The sequence below is a fragment of the Eisenbergiella porci genome (genome assembly GCF_009696275.1).
GTDB classification, from domain to species: Bacteria; Bacillota; Clostridia; order Lachnospirales; family Lachnospiraceae; genus Eisenbergiella; species Eisenbergiella porci.
Map to the genome: position 1 here is coordinate 1 of NZ_VUMI01000025.1, position 26,896 is coordinate 26,896.

Consider the following 26,896-nt stretch of genomic DNA (forward strand, 5'->3'; position numbering starts at 1 on the left):
CCTATAACTTCTGATGGAGGGGGAACTCCTCCTTCCGTTATATCTATATAGATTTATTAGATTGGACTTTGTAACTGTTAACCAGTAGTCGTTCTTGACTACACCATTATTATACTAGGAGGAAAAAGACATGGAAACACGGAAAAATATCGAAAGGCATTTGAACGTACTTTGTAAGGAAATCGGTGCAAGGCCCACTGGCTCAGAGGCAAACCATACGGCGGTTGAGTATGCGTGCAGGGAGAGCTTCTCTGCGTCAGTTCACGGGAGGAGCTGCGGCGCGCGCCTGTCGCCGGGAAAATCGTTTTGCTTTGTGGTGAGCTGGCATCGGAACCGCTGATGCCCAAAGGCTTTGTATTCTGGAATCCGGAGGAACACAGGGAAATCATCTCCCTGCTGGAAAACGGCGGCGTTAAGGCGGTGCTTACCGTCAGTCTTTCTCCGGAACGCTTTGTGCCGGTCATTGAGGACGGGGACTTTGAAGTACCCTGCGCCGTGGTTCTTCCGGAAAGCCTGCCCCGGCTATGCAGCGGGCTTCCCGCAGCCCTTACGCCGAACGCGGAACGTCGCCCTGCAAAGGCCGCCAATGTAATTGCCGTCTATGGCAGCGGAAAACATAAGGTATGTTTTTCAGCGCATATTGACACCAAACCGGGAACCCCGGGCGCTTTGGACAATGCCTCCGGCGTAGCCGTTTTACTCGCGATGGCAGAGAAGCTGTCGGGCAGGGAGCTGCCCTACCGCATCAATGCCCTTTCAATCAGCTCCACGCATCTGTCATATCCCAGCGTTGTGCTGTTCAGGCACAGATCATAGTTCATGGGATCTCCCCATTCCCTGTCCGTATACTGTTTATAATAATCCCTGCGCTGTCTGTCCTTCATACGGATGTAATCCTCCGTTTCCACCATGGCGATATTGTCAATCTGGTTGGCGCGTTCTTTGCGCTCCGCCATAGAGGAGGCATAAATAAACACATTCAGGCTTCTGCATTTCCCCCGCAGCACCTCGCCCGCGCAGCGGCCGATAAAAATGCAGGGGCCTTCCATGCTAAGACGGCGTATGGTTTCCGCCTGGGCCTGGTAAATCCGGTAAGGCATCATGCCTCTTTCATTTCCCCGGAAATTTTCCACGGCGGACGCCACGGTATACAGAAGGCTTTTATTTACCTTTTCATCGTTTGCCTTGACCACGCCGGGGTTCAGGCCGTATTTTTCAGCCGCCAGCATGAGAAGCTGCCCGTCATAAAAAGGGATGCCCAGCCTCTCCGACAGCCGTTTCCCGATTTCACGGCCGCCGCTGGCATATTGTCTTTCAATTGTAATTGTTCTCAGATGAGCCATTTTTCCGTCTCCTTTTCTGCTGCCGCAAGGCTGCTGTACTGTCCTGTAACTGTGATTTGCAGCCTCTTGCATTACGCAGTGGCATCTACGAACTGCGAATTGTAAAGCTCCGCGTAAAATCCGTTCTTTGCAAGGAGTTCCTCATGATTGCCCTGTTCTATAATATCGCCATCCTTCATCACCAGTATGAGATCCGCATCACGGATGGTGGAAAGCCTGTGGGCGATGACAAAGCTGGTTCTGCCTTCCATCAGATGATTCATAGCCTTCTGGATCTGCTGTTCCGTCCTGGTATCCACGGAGCTGGTTGCTTCGTCCAGAATCATGATTTTATTGTCCGCCAGAATAGCGCGGGCAATGGTGAGAAGCTGCTTCTGGCCCTGGGATACGTTGCTGGCATCCTCATTCAGCTCCATCTGGTAGCCGCCGGGAAGCGTCTGGATAAACCGGTGCGCATGGGCCGCCTTGGCCGCCGCAATAACCTCTTCGTCCGTGGCATCCAGCCGTCCGTACCGGATATTTTCCATAATAGTGCCCTTAAACAGCCAGGTATCCTGAAGCACCATGCCGAAAATCTCACGCAGCTCGCTCCGGTTGAATTCCTTTACATTGTGGCCGTCCACCAGGATAGCGCCGCTGTTCACATCGTAAAAACGCATCAGCAGCTTCACCATGGTTGTTTTCCCGGCGCCGGTGGGGCCTACGATAGCCACTGTCTGGCCCGGCTTCACGGAACAGTTGAAGTTATGGATGATCACCTTATCCGGGTTGTAGCCGAATACCACATTCTGGAAATCCACCCTGCCTTTGGGGAATTCCAGGTGCACCGGATTCTGCGCAAGCTGTTCTTCCTCCTCTTCCTCAAGGAATTCAAAAACACGCTCCGCCGCGGCCGCTGTGGACTGCAGCATGTTGGATACCTGCGCCAGCTGGGTAATAGGCTGGGTAAAGTTTCTTACGTACTGGATAAACGCCTGGATATCGCCTACCGTAATGGTTCCTCTCACGGCCAGGATGCTTCCCAGAACCGCCACGGATACGTAGCCCAGATTTCCTACAAAGGTCATGATGGGCTGCATCAGGCCGGAAAGGAACTGGGATTTCCATGCGGACTGGAACAAAATATCATTGGTATCATGGAAGGTCTTTTCCACATCCTCTTCCTTGTTATACGCTTTCACGATATTGTGGCCGCTGTAAACCTCTTCCACCTGGCCGTTGATTTCGCCCAGATATCTTTGCTGCGCCACGAAGAACTTCTGCGATTTTTTTACCACAATCCCAATCAGGCCTGCGGAAATGGGCAGGATGACTATGGCAATCAGAGTCATCAGGGGGCTGATGCTCAGCATCATGATCAGGACGCCGATCATGGTTGTGATAGAGGTAATCAGCTGGGTGATGCTCTGGTTCAGGCTCTGCCCCAGCGTATCCACATCGTTGGTAATACGGGAAAGGACCTCGCCTACCGTTCTGCTCTCAAAATATTTCATGGGCATACGGTTGATTTTTTCACAGATTTCCTGCCGGAAGCGGTAGGCCAGCTTCTGGGAGATACCTGTCATAATCAGCCCCTGTACAAAGGAGAGCACCGCGCTGAGCACGTACAGTCCCAACAGAAGCAGGAGGATATGACCTATACGTTCGAAATTAATGCTGCCGGTGCCGGAAACCTTGGCAACCAGGCCGTTGAAAAGCTCTGTGGTGGCTTTCCCCGAAATCTTGGGGCCGATGATGCCGAATATGGTACTGCCCACCGCAAAAATAAGCACTGCCACAAAGGCAGGCCAGTAACGGCCCATATATTTCACCAGTTTTTTTATGGTGCCTTTAAAATCCTTGGCCTTTTCACCGCCCATCCGGACGCCCGGGCCATGCATTCTGGGGGGTCTTCTCTGTGTTTCACTCATGATGCGCTTCCTCCTTTCAGCTCCGCCTCAGACAGCTGGGAACGGGCGATTTCCTGATATGCCCCGCAGGTTGCCAGCAGTTCCTCATGGGTGCCGATGCCGGCGACTTTGCCGTCATCCAGAACGATAATCTGATTGGCATGAAGGATGGTGCTGATTCTCTGCGCCACAATAATAATGGTGGCGTCCTCAATTTCTTCATGCAGCGCTTTTCTCAGAACCATATCCGTCTTGTAGTCCAGCGCGGAAAAGCTGTCGTCAAACAGGAATATCTTGGGATCCTTGGCGATGGCCCTGGCGATGGACAGACGCTGCTTCTGCCCGCCCGATACATTGCTTCCGCCCTGAGCAATGGGACTTTCATAGCCTTCGGGCTTGCTGTCGATAAATTCCGTGGCCTGGGCGATTTCCGCCGCTTCTATCATTTTTTCATCTGAAATATGGGAACCGCCGTATTTGATGTTGGAGGCGATATCCCCGGAGAACAGATTTCCCTTCTGGGGTACAAAGCCCAGCAGGCTGCGCAGCTTATGCTGGGAAATTTCCCGGACATCCACGCCGTCAATCAATATCCGGCCCGCCGTCACATCGTAAAATCTGGGAATCAGGTGGATCAGCGTGGATTTGCCGCAGCCGGTGCTTCCGATAATCGCCGTTGTTTCTCCCGGCTTTGCCGTAAAGCTGATATGCTCCAGCGCATCCTCCGCCGCCCCTTCATAGCGGAAAGACACATCCTCAAAGGTAAGCTCGCCCTTCGCTTTTTCCAGCTCACCGTCCCTGGAGGCGGAAGGATCATGGATGCTGGGCCGGGTGTCCAGCACCTCCTGGATACGTTCCGCCGCCACGCCGGCACGGGGCAGCATGACGGAAATCATGGTAATCATCAGGAAGGCCATGACAATCTGCATAGTATAAGTAATAAACGCCATCATATCGCCCACCTGGAGGTTTCCCGCATCGATCCCCTTTCCGCCGAACCAGATAATCATAACGGTAATGCAGTTCATGATCATCATCATCAGGGGCATCATGAAGGTCATAACCCGGTTGGTGAACAGCTGGGTTCTCATCAGATCCTTATTGGCTGTTTCAAATCTTTTTTCTTCAAATTTCTCACGGCTGAAGGCGCGGATAACGGGCACGCCGGTGAGTATTTCCCTGGACACCAGGTTCAGCCGGTCAACCAGGGACTGCATTTTTTTAAACTTCGGCATGGCTATCTGCATCAGGATCAAAACCACCACGGAAATTGCCGCAACCGCTACGCCGATAATCCAGCCCAGCCCGGTTCTGGTACTGGCTACCTTGACAATGCCGCCGATACCGATGATAGGCGCATAAAGCACCATACGCAGCAGCATGACCTCTACCATCTGTACCTGCTGGATATCATTGGTACTCCTTGTTATCAGGGAAGCGATGGAGAATTTATTCAGTTCATTGCTGGAAAAGGAAACCACCTTGGTGAAAACCTTTCCTCTCAGATCCATACCTATCTTTGCCGCCGTCCTGGAGGACAGAAGGCCCGCCAGTATGGCCGCCGCCATCATAAGAAGCGTCAGGCCCAGCATTTTGGCTCCGGTAGAAAGCAGGTAGTTCATCTGCACATCATTCAGGTCCATTCCCATGGCTTCATATTCAGCCTTAATAAAAAGAATGGCTTTCTGGGTGATGATGGAATCGCTCATATCTCCCATTTCCTCAGCTGCCTGTTTTTTCATTTCCTGCAGCTTTGTATCGTCAATTCCCTTTGCCGCCATCATTTCCTTCAGGCCGGCCATGTCCGTCTGCCCGGACTCCTGAATGGAACTGAGTATTACCATAGGCATTCCGAAATCCTGGTTGAGGCGGTCAATCGTTTCCTTATCCGAGGTATTCCGTTCATAAATGCCGTCCTTCAGATCATAAGCCTGAAGGGCCTCGTTTTTTTCGTCCTCCGTCAAAAACAGGGACAGGCTGTCAAAGGTTTCCTCTCTCATTCTTTCAGGGACGGCATTTTCAATACCTCCCTGCTGTATTCCCACGTCCACAATATCCGAGGTGTAGGAAGGCAGCGCCAGGTCGCAATACGCCTGACCTACCAAAAGAAGAATGATTAAAAGGACGGCAGCCTTATGCTCGCCCAGGTGTTTAAACAATTTCCACATTCTTTCCTATTTCTCCTTTCTGCTGTTCCTTCTGTGCCATTCCTTCAAAAACGTCTCTGAAATTACTTTTCCATAATTCCGGGGCACGCTCTAAGAAGGATTCTCCGAAACCATTCCGATGTTTTTCTCCATGATGTCTACCAGCTCCTTCCACAAGGCAAGGAACGCATCCATTTTTTCTTCCCCCATCTCCTCCATCACCCGGTTGATATACTCGGTGGATACCTCCCAGGCGTACTGCCGGGCCTGTTCTCCGGCCTGCGTTAAACGGACATAGGTTTTCCTCCTGTTTTTATTGTCAATCATCCGCTCTGCAAGCCCTTTTTCTTCGACGGATTTCAATGTCCTTGACATGGCGGGCGGCGACATAAAGGAACAGCGGGCAAGCTCGGATACACTGATTCCGCTGGCGTCAGGATTCCTCTTCATATAGATATGAACCATCTGAAGAGCCGTGAATTCTCCATGGGTAATGTTTCCAAGCCTTATTCCCATATTCACCCGCCCGTACCGAAATGTTGTTCTCAGCAAATCAATACGCATCTCATCCGTCGTCATTTCCATTCCTTTCCGCGACTGTTTGCAGCTGCAATATTTAACATTGTTAATAGTTGCTTTGGTTAAAGATTATAGTCTCTCCCTGCCTGAAATACAATTCTTTTTTTAGAAAAAAAGTATAAAAAAACTATAAAGAATCCATCAATCCGCACAAAAAAACTCCGGTAAGTCCTCTGCTGTTTCCCGATAAGCTCCTGCTGTTACTTATTGAAATAATCGGATTTATCAGGTAGAATCAAATGAAACCATGTACTTGCATGGAGGAATGGATGGACGAAACAAGTCAGAAAATAATTGATGCGACAATGACCCTGATCCGGGATAAGGGCTATGTGGCCACCACCACAAAGGATATTGCAAAGCTGGCCGGTGTGAACGAATGTACCCTCTTCCGGAAATTCGGCAGCAAAAAGGATATCGCCCTGACCGGCATTGGGCAGGAGAAATGGCGGGGGAATATTTCCCGGGATATTTTCCAGGATGTGGTATGGGAGCTGCAGCCCGATCTGGAAATATTCATGAGCGCTTATATGGAACGGATTACGCCGGATTTCGTCAATCTTTCCATCGGCCTGCGCGCGCCGCAGCTTTATGAAGAGGCGGCCCCTTATATTATGAAGGTCCCACAGGCCTTTTTATCCGCCCTGACCGAATATTTCCAGGAAATGCACAGGAAAGGAAAGCTTCCTTCCCTGGACTTCCCCAGCCTGTCCATGACGATTTTTTCCGCCACCTTTGGTTTTACTTTTTTAAAGGCATCCTTTGAGCAGAAGCTGTCGCCGGAGGATAAGGACGGATTCATACGCAAAAGCGTGGAATTGTTTATCAGCGGAATTCCCCGTTGTTAAGCGAAACGGATGGGAAAGAGATTTTTATATCTGGATGACAGGATAGTCAAACACCACACCGCAAGCAACGGGGCATCAAATTTGAGACGCCGTGAACTTAAAGGAGGCTGAAAATAATGCAGATAACCGGAGCCCAACTATTTGTAAAAGCACTGCAGGCGGAGCAGGTGGACACCCTGTTTGCCTATCCCGGCGGCCAGGCAATCGATTTATTCGACGCGCTGTATGGAGCCGCTGTACCCAAGGTTATCCTGCCCCGCCATGAACAGGGTCTGGTACACGCTGCGGACGGCTATGCGCGTTCTACCGGAAAAACAGGAGTATGTCTGGTAACCAGCGGGCCGGGAGCCACCAATCTTGTAACGGGAATCGCCACTGCCAACTATGACAGTGTCCCTCTCGTATGCTTTACCGGGCAGGTTCCCACCGGGCTGATAGGAAACGATTCCTTTCAGGAGGTGAATATTGTGGGCATTACAAGGAGCATTACAAAATATGCCGTAACGGTACGCAGACGCGAAGAGCTTGGTAGCGTCATCAAAAAGGCCTTTTACATTGCCGTAGATATCCCTGTTGTGGCCGATGCAAAAAGCGCAATCTCCACCCTGCTGGAAAAGGCAGAGCCGCTTCCTACCGGGGAATGGCTGGCGCAGCTTGAGCGCTGGAAGCAGCAGCATCCCCTGCGCATGAAGCCCTCTGCCCTTTCTCCCCAGGCCATTCTGCAGGCGGTCAATCACTGCTTTGAGAACGCCATTATCGCTACGGATGTGGGACAGAACCAGCTTTGGGCAACGCAGTTCCTTGCGCTTGATGAGCACCGCAGGCTTCTGACCTCCGGCGGGCTGGGCACCATGGGCTATGGACTTCCGGCGGCCATTGGAGCCAGCCTGGAAAATCCCCGCACAGATGTCCTTGTGATCACAGGCGACGGCGGCATGCAGATGAATCTGCAGGAACTGGCAACTGCGGTTGTTTATGAGCTTCCTGTTATCATCTGTATTTTTACAACAGCTGTCTGGGGAATGTGCGGCAGTGGCAGGAGATGTTTTATCAGAGACGCTATTCCTCCACCTGCCTGCGGTACCGGAAAAGCTGCCCTGTCCCCTGCACCGGCCCCGGGGAAAACTGTCCTGAATATACGCCGGATTTCATCAGGCTTGCGGAAAGCTATGGCGCCAGGGGCATCCGGGTAACCACTCCTGAGGACATAGAACCGGCGCTGCTGGAAGCCAGGAACAGGAAAAACGGCCCCACGGTTATTGAATTTATGATTGAAAGAGAAGAAAATGTCATGCCCATAGTCCCGGCGGGGACCCTCGGAGGACCCTTCCATCTACCGGGTTACCATCGGGCTGACCGGTGACGACCGCACCTTTGAACAGATTAAAAAGCAGCTGAACCGGAGCGTTGAGGTAATCAAGGTAATGGATTTTACCGGGATTCCCGTACATTTAAAGGAGCTCATGTTCCTCCGGGTCAGCGGCTGCAGTCAACAGGATATGACGGAGCTGTTCAGACTGTCCCATGTCCTGGGTACCCTGGTGATTGACTATGGTCCGTCTGCCGCGCTGCTACAAAGTGTACAGACAGAGTTGAAAAATGACGATCTGGTATCCCTGTTTCAGTCCCTGTTCCCCGGACGGATCGAAATTGTGCGCGGCGGGAGCGTGGGGACGGAGGAGATCAGCCTTCGCGGAGAATAAGCTTTCTGGCGCTGAAGACAAAAGGAACGGAGGAAGCCGCTGCTTCCTCCGCCTTTTATTTTTTCCTTCGTTTTCTATAACAGCCCCGGATTCCTATAGCAGCCCCAGATAATGAAATGCATTCTTCAGGCCATCCTCGCTGATATCCGTCGTCACATAATCCGCGGCCTCCTTCAAAGCCGGTATGCCATTGCCCATGGCAATTCCGATCCCGGCGGCCTGTATCATTTCAAAGTCATTCATGCTGTCGCCGATTGCCGCCGATTCCTCCCGGCGTATGCCCCAATGCTCCAAAAGAAGCTCCAGCCCATAAGCTTTGGAGAGATGTGCCGGGATGACATCCGCGCCTCCTGTAATTTCGCTCATTATGGGCGTGCGCAGCGCCGGGAAGGTCTGTTCCACCAGCCTGGCCGCTTCCACAGAGTCATCCAGATAGAGCGCGTGCATGGGGATTTCATAAAGCTCTCTGGCATCGTACATTTCCCGGAGGAACAGGTGCTCCTTGCCCTTCCACCGGGCCGCCTGCTTTTCCGGGTTGGTGGTATACCATTTTCCCTCATGCTGGCCGCCCAGGCATAAATCATTGGCGTAGGCAAAGTCCAGCACCTCCTTCTGCAGCTTCGGATCCAGGTAGGTTTCCTTCAGCACGGTTCCCTCCGCTTCCACCAGGGAGCCGTTGGAATGGATGATGCCGTCAGGCTTTACCAGCTCTTTAATAGGCGCGTTCCACGCATCGTTGAAAAAACGCCCGCTGGCAAGCACCAGCCTGCACTTTCCCCTCACGGCCTCCAGCGCCTCCCTGGCGCTTTCCGGGATGTTACCGAGGCGGTGGTCAAAAACCGTATTATCATAATCCAGACAAAGTACTTTTATCATTCCAGCTCCAGTCCCCAGGCGCCTACCGGTGTTTTGTCCACAGCCCGCAGCAGCACCTGACTTTCCTTATTCTGCGGCAATCCGCAGTACGGTTACGGAGTACGGCTTTATTTCCGTGCTCACTTCATTTCCTGCAAAGCTTTCCCGGGTCTGCCGATCTGTAATCCTGTCCGGGGCAGCAATGGAATTCACCTGCTGCAGGCTGTCCGCACACAGCTCGATCCGTGTAAGCTTACCCGAACAGCTCCATTCCTCCAGCCCAAGGCTCACCGTTTCAGCTTTCTCTCCGGCATTTATCAGCTTTACAATCACTTCACCCTGTTCCCGATCATAGCTGACCGCCGTATACAGCCCTTCTCCCAGCGCAGGTTTAATTTCCAGTTCCTCCTGCCCCGTATGTACACTGTAAAGCTTCTGTACATAATAGCTGGGCGTTCCATAGGCATGAACATCGTCAAACCAAATCAGATCCGGCGACCACTGGGTATACCCGATTCTTGCAAATAACGGCGCATAACAGGCCAGCACCACTACATCCGCATTCCGTTCGATTCCTGTAAGCAGAGCCGCCTCCGCAAGCGCCGCTTCCATATTATTGCGCAGGGCGATGTCTTCTATACCCTGGGGATGCGCCGCATATTCCCCTGCAAACACCTTTACATTACGGGGATAATTGTCATAAAAGCCCGTGTTGTCAAAACACCACTTTGGCGGCACATAATAATGCTCATCCACCGCATAGACAAAATTTTCTTTTTTCTCTGCCGCCGGACGGATCCAGTTCCAGGCCGCTTCATATTCTTTGGAATTCACATTGGGCCCGGCGGAACCAAGCAGCCGGATTTCCGGATATTTTTCATGAATCGCCTGTTCGAACAGCTCATATCTATGGAAGAAATCCACCTCTTCGGTTTCCCACTGCTCGTTCCCGATGCCCAGCATACGCAGCCCGAAAGGCTCCGGATGTCCGCAGGCAGCGCGCAGCGCCCCCCATTTTGTGGAAGCATCCCCATTTGCAAATTCAATCAGATCCAGGGCGTCCTGTACAAACTCCTTAAATTCCACACTGTCCGAGGCCACCTTCTGGGTGGACTGATACTGGCAGGCCAGGCCCACATTCATCACGGGAACCGGTGAGGCCCCCAAATATTCGCACAGGATAAAATATTCATAATATCCCATTCCCAGCGTCTGGTTATAATGGGAAAAAGGCGTTTTATAGCCGCACTCTTCCTTGGTGTCATGGACGGACCAGCGGCTCCAGTTCACCCGGCGCTCTTCCATAGGCCCCACGCTTTCCTTCCAGCGGTACCGGTTATCCAGCGTATTGCCTTCCACGATACAGCCGCCGGGGAAACGCAGGAATCCCGGCTGCAGTTCCTTTAACAGCTCCGCCAGATCACGGCGGAACAGGCCGCACACCGCATTTTCCGGCATCATGGAAATCATGTCAAAATCCACACAGCCGGCCTCAGACAGGCATATGACAAAGGAAGCGCTTCTCACCTGCGCGGCCGCTGTCAGCGTAAGCTCATATTTTTTCCACTCCCCGGTCAGTCCAGCGATCTCTGCCTGATCTGTATAAAGCTGACCGTCCTTTTCCACATGCACCAGTACCTTGCCGCCGAAGGCAGACGTTCTGGCCCAGAAGCTGACGCGGTAGTTCTCCCCTTTGTTCAGGCAGATGCCGTCGTATGCCTTATTTGTAAAACCGTCCCCGGCTGCCATCGCCGTAAAATGCAGATAATGCGGGTTTACTTCGTTTTGCGGCTTCTGCGTATCCAGCGCCAGCTTTCCCTGGCCGCGGCAGGCGCTCCAGCCATATAGCCCGTCGAAATCCTGGCTGTAATGATCATAGTACCCCCTGGATTCCTGGAATTCAAAATTCCGGTTTTCCAGCATCTCCGCATACAGCCCGCCGTCGGCCGCATAATTGATATCCTCAAAAAACAGGCCGAACATCCCCGGCTGTATGGGCGTTTTCACATTTTTACTGATTTTTACCTGATTCATTTTGTTTCCCCTTTTCTTCCGCTGTACTTTCCGGCATGATTTTACTGATTATCGCTGTTTCTACCCGCTGATCCTCCAGCAGCTCCACATGGACGGCCAGGCCGTTTACCTGCACGTCAAACTGGCTTCCATCCGCGGGGATAGAGCGCAGGCAGCTGAAAATCATGCCTCCAACAGTATCATAATCCGTATCCTCCGGCAGGTCAATATCCAGCTCCTGTGCCAGATCCTCTATGTCCACGCTGCCGGAAACCCGCCAAAGGTTATCCTCCAGCCGGACCATTTCCGGAGGCTGGGCGGGATCGAACTCATCATAAATATTTCCCACGATTTCCTCCAGAAGATCCTCCATGGTTATGATTCCCGCCGTCTGGCCGTACTCGTCGATAACAATTGCGATATGGATTTTATTTTTCTGCATATCACGGAACAGATCGTCCGCATGAATGGTATCCGGTACAAAATAAGGCTCACGCAGCAGCTCCTGCAGCCCGGCGGAGCTGTCGCCGTTTCTACTGAGCAGATAATCCCTGGCATTTAAAATCCCGACGACATCATTAATATCCTCTTCATACACAGGATAACGGGACAGGCCGCTTTCCCGGATGGTGCGCAGGATATTTTCTTCGGTTTCCTTCAGGGAAAAGGCAACCACGTCCGGCTCCCTGGTCATGGCGTCCCGTACGGATATATCATCAAAACGGAACACGTTCTGTATCCATTCCTGTTCCTCCTGGTCAATTGTGCCTTTTTCACCGCCCAAATCCACCATCATGCGGATTTCCTCCTCCGTAACGGATTCCTCCTCCGCCTCCGTTTTCATATGAAGTATCCGCAGCACGGTATTGGTGGAAAAGGACAGGAACCATATCACAGGCCTCATAACCACCGCAACGCCGGAAATAACGCCGCTGCTGAATTTTGCCACCTCCATGGACTTCTGCATGGCGATCCGTTTGGGCACCAGCTCGCCGAATATCAGTGTAAAATAAGACAGGATGATGGTAATGATAATAACTGATATGGTATCCAGCGCTTTCTCCGGCAGTCCCCTGAAACCAATATCATCATAAATCCATCTCACCAGATATTCGGAAAAATTATCCGCCGCAAAGGCGCTTCCCAGGAATCCGGCCAATGTAATGCCCACCTGGATGGTAGACAGGAATGAGGCCGGTTCCTCCACCAGCTTCAGAAGCTTTCCCGCTTTTTTATCCCCTTCCTCCTCCTGCCTGCGCAGCTTCGTTGTGTTCAGGGAAACCACCGCAATCTCCGCCGCCGCAAAAAAGGCGTTCAATAAAATCAAAATAATCTGCAACAATAACTGTCTTGGTATGGAACTCAAAGTTAATCTCTCCTTTTCTTTTTGTAATGCCGGCGCCTTTGCCGCCGGAGGGCAGTGTTTTTGTTACTGTTCACACCAGTAACTGCATAAATCCATTAAAAATTGCCTGCGGCAATGGGATTTATGCACTCTTGAATCACTTTCTTACGTACTGTGCAGTAAATGCACAGTACTGAGTGAACAGTAACATGTTTTTTCCTCAAAAAAACACAAAAAGACACAGCCTGTCAAGCTGATGCTAACAGGCCATGCCCTTTAAAAGCTTTCGTTGTCTATAAAGGTTCGTTTCCCCGTCAGGGTCCGCGTCGTCCATCGAATTCTTTTCCTTTCTTCCGGTAAGTTGATAGGAACATTATAAAGAATCCGGGCGGAGGCTGTCAAGATAGTTTTGAAGGGCGGAGGCCTCTCTCCGCTGTCCCGCGAGCCTGCGCCCGGCTTTTTCTGCCTTCCCGGCGGGGTGGTGGGGAGGGCTGATATGGCAGTTATTGTTCCGGATGGTAATGATTCACAGGCCGGATTATAAAACAATTCTTAATCATTCCTTAAATTACCATAAATTTAGACAAATGTGGCAAAATGAGTATAGGAACAGGCGTTGTGGAGGGTTATAATAACATAACATATGTTGGGGTCTGTATGAAAAACCAGTTGGATCCGGCCGGAAGGGTATGGATATGTTATAGCAGAGCAGGTAACTGTAAAGCAATTGAACAATTGTACAGTTACCAATGCAGAAGGAATGATTGCTTATGAATTGGAAGAAAAACAGCAAAAGCCTGGAAAACCAGGAAGCAGGGAAAGGAAATGTGGACACAGAGGAACGCAGGGAAATCGCGGTTTTGGAGGCGGATCCCGGATGCGGGCTGGATGCTGAGGAGGTGCGGCTGCGGGTAGAAAACGGGTATGTCAACCGCAGTGATTCTTCTCCCACGAAAAGTGTGGGGGATATCATTAAGTCTAATACGTTTACTTTTTTCAACCTGGTATTTGTTGTGCTGGGGGGCTGTCTGATTGCAGTGGGGTCTTATACCAACCTGCTTTTTCTTGTGATTGCCGCTGCAAATACGTTTATCGGGATTTTTCAGGAGGTCCGTTCCAAAAGGGCTGTGGACAGGCTCACGCTTCTGGCAGAGCAGAAAATACATTGTATCCGGGACGGGGAATGGGAGGAAATTCCTTCTTCAGAGCTGGTGCGGGACGATATTGTGGAATTTGATAACGGGAGCCAGATTTGTGCGGATGCCGTGATTTGCTCCGGGCAGGTAACTGTGAATGAGTCGCTGCTTACGGGGGAAACCGACGCTATTTTAAAGCAGTCCGGGGACGAGCTGAAGTCGGGCAGCTTTGTAAACGGCGGGCGGTGTGTTGCCAGGCTTTCGCAGGTAGGCAGTGATTCTTATGCTTCCCGTCTTGCAAGAGAGGCGAAAAGTGATGTAAAGCTGGCAAAATCCGAGATGATGCGTTCTTTGGACAGGCTGATCCGGGTGATAGGTATTTTGCTCGTCCCCGTAGGGATCTGCCTGTTCATCAATCAGTATCAGATGCTGGGGCTTCCGGTGAAGGGGGCTGTAGAGGCGACGGTTGCCGCGCTTATCGGGATGATCCCGGAGGGGCTGTATCTTCTGACAAGCATCGCCATCGCCGTAGGGGTTCTGCGTCTTTCCAGGCGGAAGGTTCTTGTGCGGGATATGAACTGTGTGGAAATCCTTGCCCGTGTGGACACGCTTTGTGTGGATAAGACCGGCACCATCACTGAGCCGGGGATGGACGTGGATCGTTTTATTCTGCTGGATGAGGAAAATTTCCCTGAGGAAGCGGTAACGGAAATGCTGGCCGCATTTTATGACAATATGGATGCGGATAATGATACGGGACGCGCTATGGCGGAGCGTTTCCGGCAGGATTCGGACTGGGAGGCCGCTGATATCGTTCCCTTTACCTCAGATACCAAATGGAGCGGCATCACCTTTGAGGAGCATGGCAGTTTTCTTATCGGCGCTCCGGAATTTATTATGGGGTCCCGTCTGAAGGAGCTTAAGAAAAAAATCCGTCCCTGGGCGGAGCAGGGCATGCGTGTCCTTCTTGCCGCCGCTTACGATGGCAATCTGAAGGAAGACGGGCTGCAGGAGGCGTGTATCCGTCCCATGGCTCTCATTCTCATCACCAACCGGCTTCGGGGCGAGGCCGCGGAAACGTTCCGGTATTTTAAGGAGCAGGGCGTATCCGTCCGGGTTATTTCCGGCGATAATCCTTCCACCGTATCCGAGGTGGCAAGGCAGGCCGGCATTGAAGGCGCCGAGCTTTATGTGGATGCTTCCACGCTGAAAACGGAAAGCAGCCTGGAGGCGGCGGCTGAAAAATACCGTGTTTTCGGACGCGTCACTCCTGAGCAGAAATGCAGGCTGGTGAAGGCGCTGCAGAAAAACGGGCATACGGTGGCCATGACGGGAGACGGCGTCAACGATGTGCTTGCCCTGAAAGAGGCGGACTGCGGCATCGCCATGGCCTCCGGCAGCCAGGCAGCCTGCCAGATCGCCCAGCTTGTGCTGCTGAATTCGGATTTCCAGTCCATGCCCGCCATCGTTGGCGAGGGACGGCGTGTTATCAATAATATCCAGCGGGCGGCATCGCTTTTTCTGGTTAAAAATATTTTTTCCTTCCTGCTGTCTTTAGTAAGCCTGTTTGCCGGCTTCCCTTATCCGCTCCTGCCGCTGCAGCTGTCCTTGATCGGATCCCTGACCATAGGCATTCCCTCCTTCTTCCTGGCGCTGGAGCCGAACAGCAGCCGTGTGGAGGGGCATTTTATGAGCAATGTCTTTTACAAAGCGCTTCCCGGCGGCCTGACAAACCTGTTTCTTGTTTTGGGAATCGAGCTGTTTACCTACGCCTTTGATTTCCCGGTGGAACAGCTTTATAGCATTTCCGCCGTAACCGTCCTCTTCGTGGGGCTGCTTGTCCTTTATCAGGTATGCAGGCCCTTTGACTGGAAGAGGCGCACGGTCTGGGGCGTCATGACCGTTGCCGCCCTGGTCTGTGTTGTCTTTTTCGGAGAGCTTTTCAGCATACGGCCCCTGACGCTGCAGACCGCGCTGGTTCTGGCAGTATTCCTTCTCCTCGCCCAGCCCGCCATGCATCTGGCCCTGTGGCTGTTTGAGCAGGGTAACCGTCTGTACCGCTGCCTGAAGAAATACGGAACGGAAAACAATTAGCCAAAATCCGTCGCGGCAGATAATCCGGAATGTTTCCGGGCAGTAACTGTGAGGGGTACTGAACAGTTACAAAAAAATCTTATATCTTTCTTAAATCCATTGATTCACTGGCAAAAACGCGCCATAATCATAGTATAAAGAGTAACGTTTCAGACCGGAATGTTGCGGCCGTTTCAAAATGGAAAGGACGTGTTGCCGATGGACATTACATTGTCGGAGGATATTGACGCAGAGTATCTTGAGGATGTTGCCGACATCCTCACAAATAAAGAATTTCTGGCCCTGAACAGCTACAGACACCATGTGGCCACGACAAGGCTGATGCACAGTATTAATGTTTCCTATATCTCGTGGCTTACGGCAAAGAAGCTGGGATGCGACGCCCAGGCAGCCGCCAGGGCGGGGCTGCTTCATGATTTCTTTCTGTATGACCCCAGAGAGGGCAGGCCCTCCAGAGAGCTGCAGGCCTTCTGCCATCCCAAGGTAGCCGCCAGGACCAGTGGGGAAACCTTTGAAATTTCCGAAAAAGAAAGGGACGCCATACTGTCCCATATGTTCCCGCTGGGACCTCTTCCCAAATCCCGGGAAGCATGGATTATATCCGGCGCGGACAAAATATGCGCCTGTGCGGAAGTATTCCATATTACGATTGCACTGGCAAGAGACGGACGCGTGGCAGTCAGCCCGGCGTAAGGATGAAGGTTTTCTTTCCAACTGCATAAAGAGTGCCGGAGAGGACGCTTTTCAAGGCGCTGTTTCCCTCACGGCAGTACAAAGGACCGGCCGGGTTTATCCCGCGCCGATCCTTTGCTTTTTTGTCATCCTATAGTAAAGCGGCCTCCGCTGCCTGCCAGGCCTGAAGCCTGCTGCCCGCCTCATTGTCATGCAGTCCGTCAGGCTCACATCTGGCAGCCTCACATCCGCCTGTTAAATTACGGTATTCCCTTATCCGTTAAATATAGTACTCCCTGCCTGCGATTTCCTCTGCGTCAAATCCCAGCACATAAGAAATTCCTTTTTCCGCAGTGAAGCTAACCATGCCGTCCTGCGCCCTGACGTTTACGCCGGGACCGCTTACTCCGGCCAGCCCATTTGCCTTCACACAGCACGGGCCGCCGATAAGGGCTTTGATTTCTCCGGTCCGAAGCTTTCCCCTGTCCCAGGAAGCCGATACCTCAAAACCGCCTCTGGCGCGCATTCCCCGGAAATGACCGTCAGACCAGTCCACCGGCACCGCAGGAAGGAGCTCAATGAAGCCCTGGTGACTCTGCAGAAGCATTTCCGCGATTCCGGCTCCCAGACCGAATATGGCGTCAATCTGCTGGTTCACATTGGTCATCATTCCCGCTCCCAGACCCTCTCCCGTGCTCTTTAAAAGATGGCCGCATTCCAGTGGATTCTTGAACCGGGCCATCAGGCAAATCTTCCAGGATCCGGGCCAGCCGCCCTGTTTTCTGGCATGAAGAAGCCTTCTTTCCAGGCTGCGCCTGGCCGCTTCAAATAACTCCGGTGTTCTGGTTTCCGTAATCAGTTCTCCCGGATAGACCGGGTACATATGGGAGGTGTGGGACATTCCCGGCGTACACTCCTCGTAATCCTCATACCATTCCAGCAGCTGTCCGAAGCGTCCGGTACGAAGAGGCGGGAATTTTTTCATGGCTTCCTGAGCCTGTGCAGGGACAGGATCGTCCTCCAGCTTGAGAATATCGGCAGCCTGCGCCACATTGGAAAACAGCTCACGCAAAATACTCATATCCATCGTGGATCCGATTGTCACCGCGCTGATCCTGGGGTGATTGGGCGAACATCTGCTTTCCCTGGATACCTCGTCGATAAGCTCAATTACCGTATCCTCCCCATCCGTGATGAATTTGTTTTCCGGGGAAAGGGAAGGCGCCGTCACCAGATAGCCTTCCTTATTTTCCACAAGGAAATCCAGCATAAATACCGCGGCCTCCCTGAGCACCGGATACATTTTCCGCAGGAATGCCTCATCCCGGGTAAATTCATAATGCGTCCAGATATGCTGGCACATCCATGCGCCTCCGAAGGGCCACCAGCTCCAGGAAGCATCCTCACAGCTTGGCTCCGTAGAACGCCACAGATCCGCATTATGGTGGGTTACCCAGCCCCTGCTATGATAATAGCCTTCGGCTGTCTGTTTCCCGCTTTCGGAAAGCTCCGTCAGCAGATCCATCATGGGCAGATGGCATTCGGGAAGCCCTAACGCCTCACAGGGCCAGTAATTCATTTCCACATTAATGTTATTGGTATAATTGCTGGACCAGGGAGGCGCGGGCGTATCATTCCAGATACCCTGCAGGTTCAGCGCCTGTGTGCCCGGCCGGGAACCGGCAATGGTCAGATATCTGGAATACTGCAGCAGCAAGGCGGCCAGGGACGGATCGTCCACACCCTCGGCGCAGTAGGCCAGCCGCTGTGTTGTTGGCAGGTTCCCGCTAAGCTCCCGTCCCAAATCCAGATCCAGCCGGTTATAAAGCGACTGGTAATCCGAAATATGCCTGTTTTTTATGGGACCATAGCTTATGGACTCCGCGGCAGCCCCGACTGTGCTCCCGTACGCTGCCTCAAGGCTGTCCAGATCTTGCCGGATCTGTTCCAGAAGCTTTCCTGCATCCCTGTCACGCTCTTTACGGAAACCTGCATAATTCGTTTTTGCCTGTACGGCAATCAGCGCATAGCCTGCATGGTTCACATATACCCTGGCCCCATCGGAAAAAACCTTCCCGTCACAGGATACCACTCTGGCGCAGCAGGCAAAACGTATGGCATCCGATTCCTCCGGCGCCTTGTAGATGAAGCGGGGCGTAACCGCCGTATAATTGGGTTCCGCATGATCAGGGGCAATCCCTGTCAAATAAGCCTCCCCGTCCTGTGTCCCGTTAACATAATGCAGCGAGGAGTCCAGGCCAAAAGCGAAATCCAGCAGTTTTTCTCCATCCGCTCCGCCTTCTTCCCTTTCTGCGGTACAGTAAATAAATGCTTTATTATCCGGAAAGCTGACGAAATATTCCCTGGTATAACGAATGTTATCCCTCACCCAGGAAACAGTCTCCACTGCAGTTCCAAGCTGCAGCTGCCTTCTGTAATTGCTGATATCATCATTTTGCGGCTCTATCACCATCTTTAGCGGCATATTCCGTCTGTTATTTGCCTGCCCCACAGTTAAATGCAGGCTTGCCAAAGGCAGATACGCTTCAAACCAGCGCCCTTCCATATCATTATTAATGATATTGTTGGCTTCCTTCACCTTTCCTTCCAGGGAAAGCCTTCTTGCCTCTTCAAATTTGTCATAATGCTGAGGATTCAGATAGAATTCCTCGCTGCCCGACCAGAGAGTGTCGTCGTTGATATAGACCTCTTCCAGCGGCGCGCCTCCCATCACCGACATGCCAAGCCTGCCATTGCCCAGATAATGGGCGTCACAGAATTTTTCCGCAGGCTTATCTTCCCAAAGCAGATAATCCTTCATTCCCTTGTTTCCCCTTTTCCCGCTGCCCGGTTAATTCTTCTTTATGTGCGGCAGCCTATCTTCTTTGTACCACATTCGGGGAAAAATGGAAAGGAACATTTCTTCACATCCGGTTACAATATTTCATGCGTTTTCCTCTTCCATGAACAAAAGCGCTCCTTCTGTCTCCAGTTCGGGAGCCTCCTCTTCCATATCCTCCGCGCTGTCCGTAAGCGCACTGCTCTTCCAGACACCTTTTTTATAGAAGGAAAGGGAAAGCACCATGGCCACCATCCAGCCAATCGGCCAGGACAGCCAGATTCCAAGCGTTCCGAAGGGGCCTGCCAGAATAAATGCCAGGATAACGCGAAGCAGCAGATCCGAAAATGTAGCTATCATAAAAGACTTCATTGCGCCGGCTCCGCGCAGGACACCATCCGCCATCAGCTTCAGGGAAATCACGAAATAGAAGGGCGATACAATTTTTAAAAATTCCATGCCCGTTTCCATTGCTACCGTGCTGCCTTCATTCATAAACAGGGACAGCATGACGTGGCTGCCGAAGAAAAAAGCCACAAAAAAGGGTACCGTAATAATCAACGCCAGCTTCACAGCTGCGCCAAAGCCCGCTTTCACTCTCCCCTGCTTTCCCGCGCCCAGATTCTGTGCCGTAAAGCTGCTCGTTCCGTTTCCCAGCGTGGTCAGGCTGGTGATGGCGAAGGTATTCAGCTTAATCGCCGCAGAGTAACCGGCGATAACAGAAGAACCAAAGGAATTTATCAGGCCCTGGATGAAAATATTTCCGATAGAGATAAAGGACTGCTGCAAAATACTGGGCACTGCGATTCTGCTGATTTTCCCAAGCATATTCCATGAAAACAGCGCCGCCTTACCAGTCGTTTCAACAGAGGCCAGCCTTCTTTTCAGGGTAACGAGCGCCAGCACGCAGGCAACGCCCTGGGCAAGGAAGGTAGCCCACGCCACACCGGCCACGCCCCAGTGGAAAACCGCCACAAATAGCGTATCCAGTAAAATATTTCCGATGGAGGAACCAATCAGAAAATACAGCGGCGTTTTGGAATCCCCCAGGGAGGTAAAAATTCCTGTTGCCACATTATATAGGAAAAGGAATACAAATCCGCCGATGTAAATCCGCAGATACAGATCCCCGTCCGCAAAAATATTATCCGGTGTGTTGATCATCACCATCAGGCCTCTGCTGCCCAGAAGCCCTGCGACAGTAAGCACAAGGGAAAGAGCCAGGGAAGCGATCAGCGTGGTGGACACCGCCGTTTTCATTTTGTCATACCACTTCGCGCCGAAATACTGGGAAATCACTACGGAGCAGCCGATATTGCTTCCCACGGCAATCGCCATAAAAATCATGGTAATGGGATAAGAAGCCCCTACCGCAGCCAGCGCGTCCTCTCCTGCAAATTTCCCCGCAATCACGCTGTCCGCAATATTATACATCTGCTGGAAAATCACGCTTACAAACATAGGAATCGAAAATTTCCACAGTACGCTCTGCGGTTCTCCTACCGTCAGGTCCTTATTCATCACTCTTACCTCTCTCATTCTGCCGTCATGCCGGCCATTTCTGTTCTGTTCCGGCTTCCTGGCCGCCGGCGGGTTACTATGCAGCCTGCAGCCGCTCTGTAATTACAACCACCCTGTAACTGCATCCATATTGTAACACCGGCGGACAAAACCTCCGCATAACATTTGCCTTTCAAACCGTCCTGTATTATACTACTTCTAAAAAGATAAATAAAATCAATCATTTCTATGTATTACATAGATTTTATCTATAATTGTATCTTTTCATGATATAAACCGGGATAAATGCTGACGAGGGCAGTGTTGGAAAAAGCAGAAATATATCTGCCTATGAGAGGAATACCGAATGAGCGTGAGCTTTGATTCTTACAAAACTTTTTATTATGTTGCCAGGCTGGGAAGCTTTACGGAGGCCGCAAAGGCGCTTTACGTGACCCAGCCCACAGTCACCCACGCCATACAGATGCTGGAACAGGAGCTGGACTGCGTGCTGTTCCAGCGCTCCCGCAAGGGTGTTTCCCTGACCCCCGAGGCCGCCATGCTCTATGAGCACGTCAGGGCCGCCTGTGAGCACATTTTTGAAGCGGAAAACGCGCTGAAGGCAAAAAAGAAACTGCTGGAGGGCCAGGTGAGAATCGGCGCCAGCGAAACCACCCTGCACTTTTTCCTGCTGCCCTTCCTCAAGGAATTTAAAACCCTGCATCCCGGGGTGAAGATCAAGGTGAGCAACAGCAGCACCCCCACTGCCCTGGCAGCCCTGCGTTCCGGCCATATTGACTTCGCTATTTTGGTCATGCGTCCTGGTTATAAGGGGGCTTTCCTGCCACAGGATAAATTCTCCGTTACCAGGCTGGCCGGCTTTCAGGATATTTTCATCGCCGGAAATGACTTTTCCGATTTGGCCGGCCGAAGCGTCACGCCGGGGGAGCTTTGCGGCTACCCTTTTATCTGCATGGAGCCGGGCACCGTCACCAGACAGTTCCTGGATGATTTTCTTCTTCAGTTCCATCTGGCTGTAAGCCCGGACATCGAGCTGGCCACCACCGACCTGATCACCCCTATGGCCGCCAATAATCTGGGTGTGGGCTTTGTCCCCCGCGCCTTCGCCCGCAGTGCGCTGGAGGAAGGAAGCGTCTTTCAAATCCGGCTGACGGAAACAGTTCCCGAACGGGAAATCTGCGTCATATCCCGCACCGATACGCCGCTGTCCCTTGCCGGGAACGCCTTTTTGCGGCTGTTTTCTGATTTTGCAGAACCTTCCTGTATAAAGAAGGACTGCCGGTAAGCGGCAGTCCCTGATAATTGTGTCACCCCGCGCATGTCCTGGCAGTCCATCTTTCCCTGGCCTTACCCGAAGTCCACACTGTCAACTGCCACTCCCATATATTTTTCCCACAGCTCCCATTCTCCGCGCCCTGCGGCCTCCTCCAGCTCTGCCAGCAGCCTTACCCTGACAGCGCTCCTGTGGATAAAGCAGGGATTGGGATCATTGAAAAATTCCTCGCTCTTTTCCAGGATAATCTCTTCCTTCAGCGGCAAATCGGTCAGCGTTCCCCTGTAAACTTCATGTTCTCCCAACCGGACGCAGATTTCATTTTCCTGCTTTTTCTTTTTCCCAAACATGTTTCTCCCCCTAAATCAGCATATACAGAGAAAATACAGCAAACACAATAAACAGCGCCGCATAGCACAGCTTTACCGCCGGCATCCGCCGCAGGCTTCCTTCCGACAGCGCCAGGATGCTCTTCCCTCCTGCAACCAGAAGAATGATGAACAGCGCAGGAATACACATAGCTCCCACATACAGGCAAAAGACGAAGACCGGAATGCCCTTCTGCGCATCCGTCTGCACCCAGCGCAGTATGGAAGCCAGATAAATCTGCCCTGTGCAGAAAAATTCCCCCAGGGAAACCAGCACGCTCCCGCCGAATACAGCCAGGAAAAGCAGCCCTCCCAGCCCCGGACGGACTGTGGACTGCAGAAGCTTTTCATTCCATCTGCGCAGCCCTGCGGGAAGCTGCATTCTGACCTTCCCATAATTTCCTCTTTTTATCTGGACAAAATCCCAGATGTTTCCCAGTGCCGCTGCCAGGCAAAAGCATACCAGTATTACATTCAATATATTCCGGGCCAGTCCGAAGGCCTCCAAGGGTATAGCCGATGCGGCTGCGGAAACTGCCAGTCCCAGTCCCAGATAAGCCGCAAATTTTCCAGCCAGGAAACAGAAACCGTACCGCAGGAAACGGCCGCCGGCCGCCGCAAGCAATGAAAGGAACAGAAGCGTCATGGAAAGCGCACAGGGATTCAGGCCATTCAGCAGCCCCGTAAGAAGGATGCTTCCGACAGAAACCGCTCCTTCGAAGCCTTTTCCCGCCGCGCTGCCAGGCACCCGTCCCCCATCCGCCGGCTTGCCGTCCGAAGGCAGATACAGCGCCCCAAGGCCTTCCAGTGCATTAATATACTCTTCCAGCCTCCCGCTGCGGATCTGTTTTTCTCCAGCAAGATAGCGAGTTCCGATAAATACCACAGGCACCTTCTGATCTGCCGGCGGCACCTGGTAGGAGTCATACAACTCCATCAGGTACTCCGCATTGTCCTCCTCCATCACGGAAATTTCACCAAGCTCAACGGGATAGCTCCTCCCGTCCGCTACAGCTTCCGTCGGCAGTCCTGCCAGATATTCCTTTGCCTTCTCACAGCTGTTGCAGCTTTCCGTGATAAACAGCAGAATATGTATGGAATCCTGGGTTTTCCAGCGGAAACCGCTTTCGCTGCTTCCATTCATTCCGGCGTTTCCCCCGTTGACAGAATCTTCTTCCCCGGCCTTTACCACTCCGTCTACGGCTGCTTCCCCTTCCTCTTGCGCCCCGTATCCGGCTGTTTTCCCCGACCCTGCCTCTCCGCTGCTTCCTTTTTCAGCAGCCAACTTAAGGCTGTCGTATAATTCCTCTCTTATCTGGGTATAGCCAATCAGACAGCGTTCTCCTATAATTGCCAGCGGATAGGAAATATCCTCCTGAGAAATTCCCCTCTCTTCCATGAGCCGGTTCATTTTTTCCTTATTTTCCGGCCGGTAAATATAATATTCATCTATCCAGTAGGGAATGTTGTCTTGCTTTTCCGCAAGCGTATCCCTGACCAGCTCCCTGAATTTTTCACCCTCGTGGCAGGATTCACAGGGATTATTATGGAAAAAATAAATCACTGTTTTTTCCGGTTCCGTGTCCGCATCAGCCTCTTTTTTCCCCGCTGTCCACAGTCCAAAGAAACCTGCCGCCGCCAACAACACAATAACAAGAACCGCTGCCGCTGCTTTCCTCATACTCCCGCCCCTGCCTTTACTCTGAATTCACCAGCTATTTACCACTGTCCGGTATCTGCACATTTAACTGAATTATAGCTTTTCCACGTCATACACGTCAATAGCCATGCTGCCGTTCTTTTCCTGCAGAACCGCTTCATTTTGAATGAATCAGCGCATTTTCGTATACAGATGCCTGCACAGAACCATTCCCAGACACAGGCTGGCATCCTGCCACCACACAACAGCCGGTTCCGGCTACCTGCTCCATACGAACCGTACATAACTTCTGCCCTCCCATACGATGCTTCCACTCCTCTGCCCGCCCAATTTCCGGCATACAGCCAGAGAAGCGCCATTCCTCTCCGCCGCCAGCGCCTGCACCCGCTCAAATCCCAGCTCCCGGAATCCATACTCCAGTATTGCGCCACAGGCCTCCATACAGTACCCCTTCCTCTGTGCCTCCTGGGCAATAATGAAGCCAAGTTCCGGTTCATCGAACCCTTCCCTCATAAAAAACCCCGCTCTTCCCACACATCTGCCCGATTCCCTCTCCACAAGCATCCAAAGCCCAAATCCGTAAAAAGGATAGGCCCGTTCTATATAAGCCCTGACATATGCCCGTTCCTCCTCCCTATCCTCCGACAGCCCATCCATAACATCCTCAATTCCCGACTGGTCATAGATCTGGTACAGCGCATCCAGATCCTCCTCTGTCATTTCCCGGACAATAAGCCGGTCCGTCTGCAGAATCTCCCAGGGCTCCTTCACATGCCGCTGATAGACCTTTTCCAGGAAATCTCCGTCCAGGCCTTCCAGGCCTTCCACCGCATAAGGAATATCCCCCCATACTTTGCCCCTGTTTTCTTCTGTCAGATACAACAAAATGCAGGCATCTTCTCCCGCTGCCGCCCTGACCGCATCAGGCCTGTCCGTAATGTAGACGGCAGCGTCTTTCCCGGAAGCTTTTCCCTCAGCAATCCGGCCCGCCCCAACCGTTTTATCCGTCCTGTCTGCCTTATCTGCTTTGTCTGTCTTATCCGCTTTGTCTGCCTTATCCGCCTTATCTGCATTTCCCGCCTTACCTGCCCGTTTTTTCCCCCCACACAGCCCTGTATCCACCAGCAGCTCCGTCTGATACAGTGCAAGATTCTCCCTAAGTTCCTTTATTTTATCTTCCGCCGCCTCTTTTTCCAGCGACACAATCACTTTTTCCAACATAAACCGGTTAGCTCCCTTTACGAATTCCCGCATTTCGGCTACAATAGACCTGTCGGCCATGCGCCTTGCCGCATAGGCTTATTGCAACGTAACTGTGAGGACATTGAACAGTTATATTGTAACCAAATAAATACCAGAAAGGAAGTTTTATTTATGGCACAGAATCCCGTTGTAACAATCACCATGGAAAACGGAAATGTTATAAAGGCAGAGCTTTATCCTGAAATCGCCCCTATTTCCGTAAATAACTTTATCAGTCTGATCAATAAGAATTTCTATGACGGGCTGATTTTCCACAGAGTCATCAAAGGCTTTATGATCCAGGGCGGCGACCCGGTTGGTAACGGAACCGGCGGCCCCGGCTACTCCATCAAAGGAGAATTCTTCCAGAACGGTGTAAAAAATGACCTGAAGCACACGGAAGGCGTTCTTTCCATGGCCCGTTCCATGGCTCCCAACTCCGCAGGCAGCCAGTTCTTCATCATGCATAAAAATTCACCCCATCTGGATGGCTCCTATGCAGCCTTCGGAAAGGTCATCGAAGGAATGGACGTGGTAAACAGCATCGCTGAAACCCGCACGGATTATTCCGATCGCCCGCTTGAGGATCAGCGCATCAAAACCATGACCGTGGAAACCTTCGGTGTGGATTATCCGGAACCGGAAAAAATGTAAGCTATAGCCGTCCGGGCAGCCGGATGGTTACACAGGCTTTTCCCAAAAATTTCAGCCGGAGCCGGAAAGCGTATTTACGTAACAGTTCAGATAATCCTGAACCTGCTGCCGCCTCCGGCTCCGGCTGAATCATGGACTTTTCCTCACTCACACCGCAGCATAAAATAATCACCATAGGCCGTCCCATCATGGCCTTTCAGCTTTTCCGCCGTCTCCTTAAATCCCAGACGTTCCAGAGCCTTCCGCCTCTCCGCCGCTTCCTTCACCGCCTTGGTGGAAACAGATTCACACCCGAACAGCTCCGGCGCCTGCTCCAGCAGCGGCTCCAAAATACTGCAGATCACATCTTCCTTCTCATACTCACTTTTTAAATCCAGCCGCAGCAGCCCCGTCTTATTAAAAAAATCATCCGCCATCCTGCAGAACATTTCAATCGTTCCCACCGCCTTGCCGCTGCTCCGGTCAAAAATACTCCATCTGACAAATGCCCTGCTCCGATAAGAAGCTTCCCAGAAGTTTATCTCTGCCTGCATCTGCTCCAGCGTCCTGTAAAAAAAATTGTCCCCGTTACAGTTATCACTGTTGAAAAAAGGCACCGCCTTCTCATCAGAATAAACCTCCAGAAGCTCCTGAGCATCCGCCATCACCGTTCTTTGCAGCAAAAAAGCCTCGTTTCCTAATACCGGACATTCTACATACACATCTTTCATATTGC

Annotated in this window: 20 protein-coding genes and 1 pseudogene; 8 read left to right on the forward strand and 13 right to left on the reverse strand. The window is 52.0% G+C overall.

Going from position 1 to position 26,896, the window contains the following annotated elements; genetic code table 11:
- Window positions 1-234: 234 nt before the first annotated feature.
- Complete coding sequence (locus FYJ45_RS15400) at window positions 235-816, forward strand: M28 family peptidase (protein WP_154465518.1); 582 nt, start codon at window positions 235-237, stop codon at window positions 814-816.
- Here FYJ45_RS15400 and FYJ45_RS15405 read toward each other — a convergent pair.
- From FYJ45_RS15405 to FYJ45_RS15420, 4 genes are all read right to left on the reverse strand, one after another.
- On the reverse strand, window positions 738-1,343 hold the full coding sequence (locus FYJ45_RS15405; protein ID WP_154465520.1) for a cytidylate kinase-like family protein: 606 nt from the start codon (window positions 1,341-1,343) through the stop codon (window positions 738-740). The genes FYJ45_RS15400 and FYJ45_RS15405 overlap by 79 nt on opposite strands.
- Window positions 1,344-1,414: 71 nt before the next feature.
- On the reverse strand, window positions 1,415-3,253 hold the full coding sequence (locus FYJ45_RS15410) for an ABC transporter ATP-binding protein (RefSeq protein ID WP_154465522.1): 1,839 nt from the start codon (window positions 3,251-3,253) through the stop codon (window positions 1,415-1,417).
- Window positions 3,250-5,400, reverse strand: coding sequence for an ABC transporter ATP-binding protein (locus FYJ45_RS15415; RefSeq protein ID WP_154465524.1), 2,151 nt, complete (start codon window positions 5,398-5,400; stop codon window positions 3,250-3,252). Before FYJ45_RS15415 ends, FYJ45_RS15410 begins: the two co-directional genes overlap by 4 nt.
- Window positions 5,401-5,490: 90 nt before the next feature.
- Window positions 5,491-5,958, reverse strand: coding sequence for a MarR family winged helix-turn-helix transcriptional regulator (locus FYJ45_RS15420; protein WP_207708428.1), 468 nt, complete (start codon window positions 5,956-5,958; stop codon window positions 5,491-5,493).
- 269 nt (window positions 5,959-6,227) lie between these two features.
- On the opposite strand from FYJ45_RS15420, the gene FYJ45_RS15425 reads away from it, so the two are divergent.
- From FYJ45_RS15425 to FYJ45_RS15435, 3 genes and pseudogenes are all read left to right on the forward strand, one after another.
- Window positions 6,228-6,806, forward strand: a complete 579-nt coding sequence (locus FYJ45_RS15425) for a TetR/AcrR family transcriptional regulator (RefSeq protein WP_154465528.1) — start codon at window positions 6,228-6,230, stop codon at window positions 6,804-6,806.
- A gap of 116 nt (window positions 6,807-6,922) precedes the next feature.
- Window positions 6,923-8,169: pseudogene (locus tag FYJ45_RS15430) on the forward strand (thiamine pyrophosphate-binding protein).
- Window positions 8,159-8,509, forward strand: coding sequence for a hypothetical protein (locus tag FYJ45_RS15435; protein ID WP_154465530.1), 351 nt, complete (start codon window positions 8,159-8,161; stop codon window positions 8,507-8,509). The pseudogene FYJ45_RS15430 and the gene FYJ45_RS15435 overlap by 11 nt, the downstream one beginning before the upstream one ends.
- Before the next feature lie 93 nt (window positions 8,510-8,602).
- On the opposite strand, the gene FYJ45_RS15440 is transcribed toward FYJ45_RS15435, so the two are convergent.
- The 3 genes from FYJ45_RS15440 to FYJ45_RS15450 all read right to left on the reverse strand — a co-directional run bounded on the left by FYJ45_RS15440 (window position 8,603) and on the right by FYJ45_RS15450 (window position 12,743).
- The gene (locus tag FYJ45_RS15440; protein ID WP_154465532.1) at window positions 8,603-9,385 is read right to left on the reverse strand and encodes an HAD family hydrolase; all 783 of its coding nucleotides are present in this window, start codon (window positions 9,383-9,385) and stop codon (window positions 8,603-8,605) included.
- Window positions 9,386-9,451: 66 nt separating this feature from the next.
- Window positions 9,452-11,398, reverse strand: a complete 1,947-nt coding sequence (locus tag FYJ45_RS15445) for an alpha-L-arabinofuranosidase C-terminal domain-containing protein (protein WP_154465534.1) — start codon at window positions 11,396-11,398, stop codon at window positions 9,452-9,454.
- Window positions 11,376-12,743, reverse strand: coding sequence for a hemolysin family protein (locus tag FYJ45_RS15450; RefSeq protein WP_154465536.1), 1,368 nt, complete (start codon window positions 12,741-12,743; stop codon window positions 11,376-11,378). Before FYJ45_RS15450 ends, FYJ45_RS15445 begins: the two co-directional genes overlap by 23 nt.
- 749 nt (window positions 12,744-13,492) lie before the next feature.
- Between FYJ45_RS15450 and FYJ45_RS15455 the strand changes: the two genes are divergently transcribed.
- Both FYJ45_RS15455 and FYJ45_RS15460 read left to right on the forward strand, forming a co-directional pair.
- On the forward strand, window positions 13,493-15,952 hold the full coding sequence (locus FYJ45_RS15455; RefSeq protein ID WP_154465538.1) for a cation-translocating P-type ATPase: 2,460 nt from the start codon (window positions 13,493-13,495) through the stop codon (window positions 15,950-15,952).
- A gap of 198 nt (window positions 15,953-16,150) precedes the next feature.
- Window positions 16,151-16,645, forward strand: coding sequence for an HD domain-containing protein (locus FYJ45_RS15460; RefSeq protein ID WP_025488343.1), 495 nt, complete (start codon window positions 16,151-16,153; stop codon window positions 16,643-16,645).
- 259 nt (window positions 16,646-16,904) lie between these two features.
- Here the strand turns inward: FYJ45_RS15460 and FYJ45_RS15465 are convergent, their stop codons facing one another.
- Window positions 16,905-19,445: a glycoside hydrolase family 95 protein gene (locus tag FYJ45_RS15465; protein WP_154465540.1), complete on the reverse strand. Its 2,541-nt coding sequence runs from the start codon at window positions 19,443-19,445 to the stop codon at window positions 16,905-16,907.
- 123 nt (window positions 19,446-19,568) lie between these two features.
- Complete coding sequence (locus tag FYJ45_RS15470; RefSeq protein WP_154465542.1) at window positions 19,569-20,984, reverse strand: MATE family efflux transporter; 1,416 nt, start codon at window positions 20,982-20,984, stop codon at window positions 19,569-19,571.
- Window positions 20,985-21,330: 346 nt separating this feature from the next.
- Here FYJ45_RS15470 and FYJ45_RS15475 point away from each other — a divergent pair, with 346 nt between their 5' ends.
- Window positions 21,331-22,269, forward strand: coding sequence for a LysR family transcriptional regulator (locus FYJ45_RS15475; protein WP_154465544.1), 939 nt, complete (start codon window positions 21,331-21,333; stop codon window positions 22,267-22,269).
- 62 nt (window positions 22,270-22,331) lie between these two features.
- On the opposite strand, the gene FYJ45_RS15480 is transcribed toward FYJ45_RS15475, so the two are convergent.
- The 3 genes from FYJ45_RS15480 to FYJ45_RS15490 form a co-directional block, all read right to left on the reverse strand.
- Entirely contained in the window at window positions 22,332-22,607 is a 276-nt protein-coding gene (locus FYJ45_RS15480) for a hypothetical protein (RefSeq protein WP_021634649.1), read from the reverse strand.
- Window positions 22,608-22,617: 10 nt separating this feature from the next.
- Entirely contained in the window at window positions 22,618-24,306 is a 1,689-nt protein-coding gene (locus FYJ45_RS15485) for a thioredoxin domain-containing protein (RefSeq protein ID WP_154465546.1), read from the reverse strand.
- Between the two features lie 237 nt (window positions 24,307-24,543).
- On the reverse strand, window positions 24,544-25,506 hold the full coding sequence (locus tag FYJ45_RS15490; protein ID WP_154465548.1) for a GNAT family N-acetyltransferase: 963 nt from the start codon (window positions 25,504-25,506) through the stop codon (window positions 24,544-24,546).
- Window positions 25,507-25,659: 153 nt separating this feature from the next.
- Between FYJ45_RS15490 and FYJ45_RS15495 the strand changes: the two genes are divergently transcribed.
- The gene (locus tag FYJ45_RS15495) at window positions 25,660-26,181 is read left to right on the forward strand and encodes a peptidylprolyl isomerase (protein WP_154465550.1); all 522 of its coding nucleotides are present in this window, start codon (window positions 25,660-25,662) and stop codon (window positions 26,179-26,181) included.
- 143 nt (window positions 26,182-26,324) lie between these two features.
- On the opposite strand, the gene FYJ45_RS15500 is transcribed toward FYJ45_RS15495, so the two are convergent.
- A complete protein-coding gene (locus tag FYJ45_RS15500) occupies window positions 26,325-26,891 on the reverse strand; it encodes a GNAT family N-acetyltransferase (RefSeq protein WP_154465552.1) in 567 nt (188 codons plus the stop codon).
- Window positions 26,892-26,896: the final 5 nt, after the last annotated feature.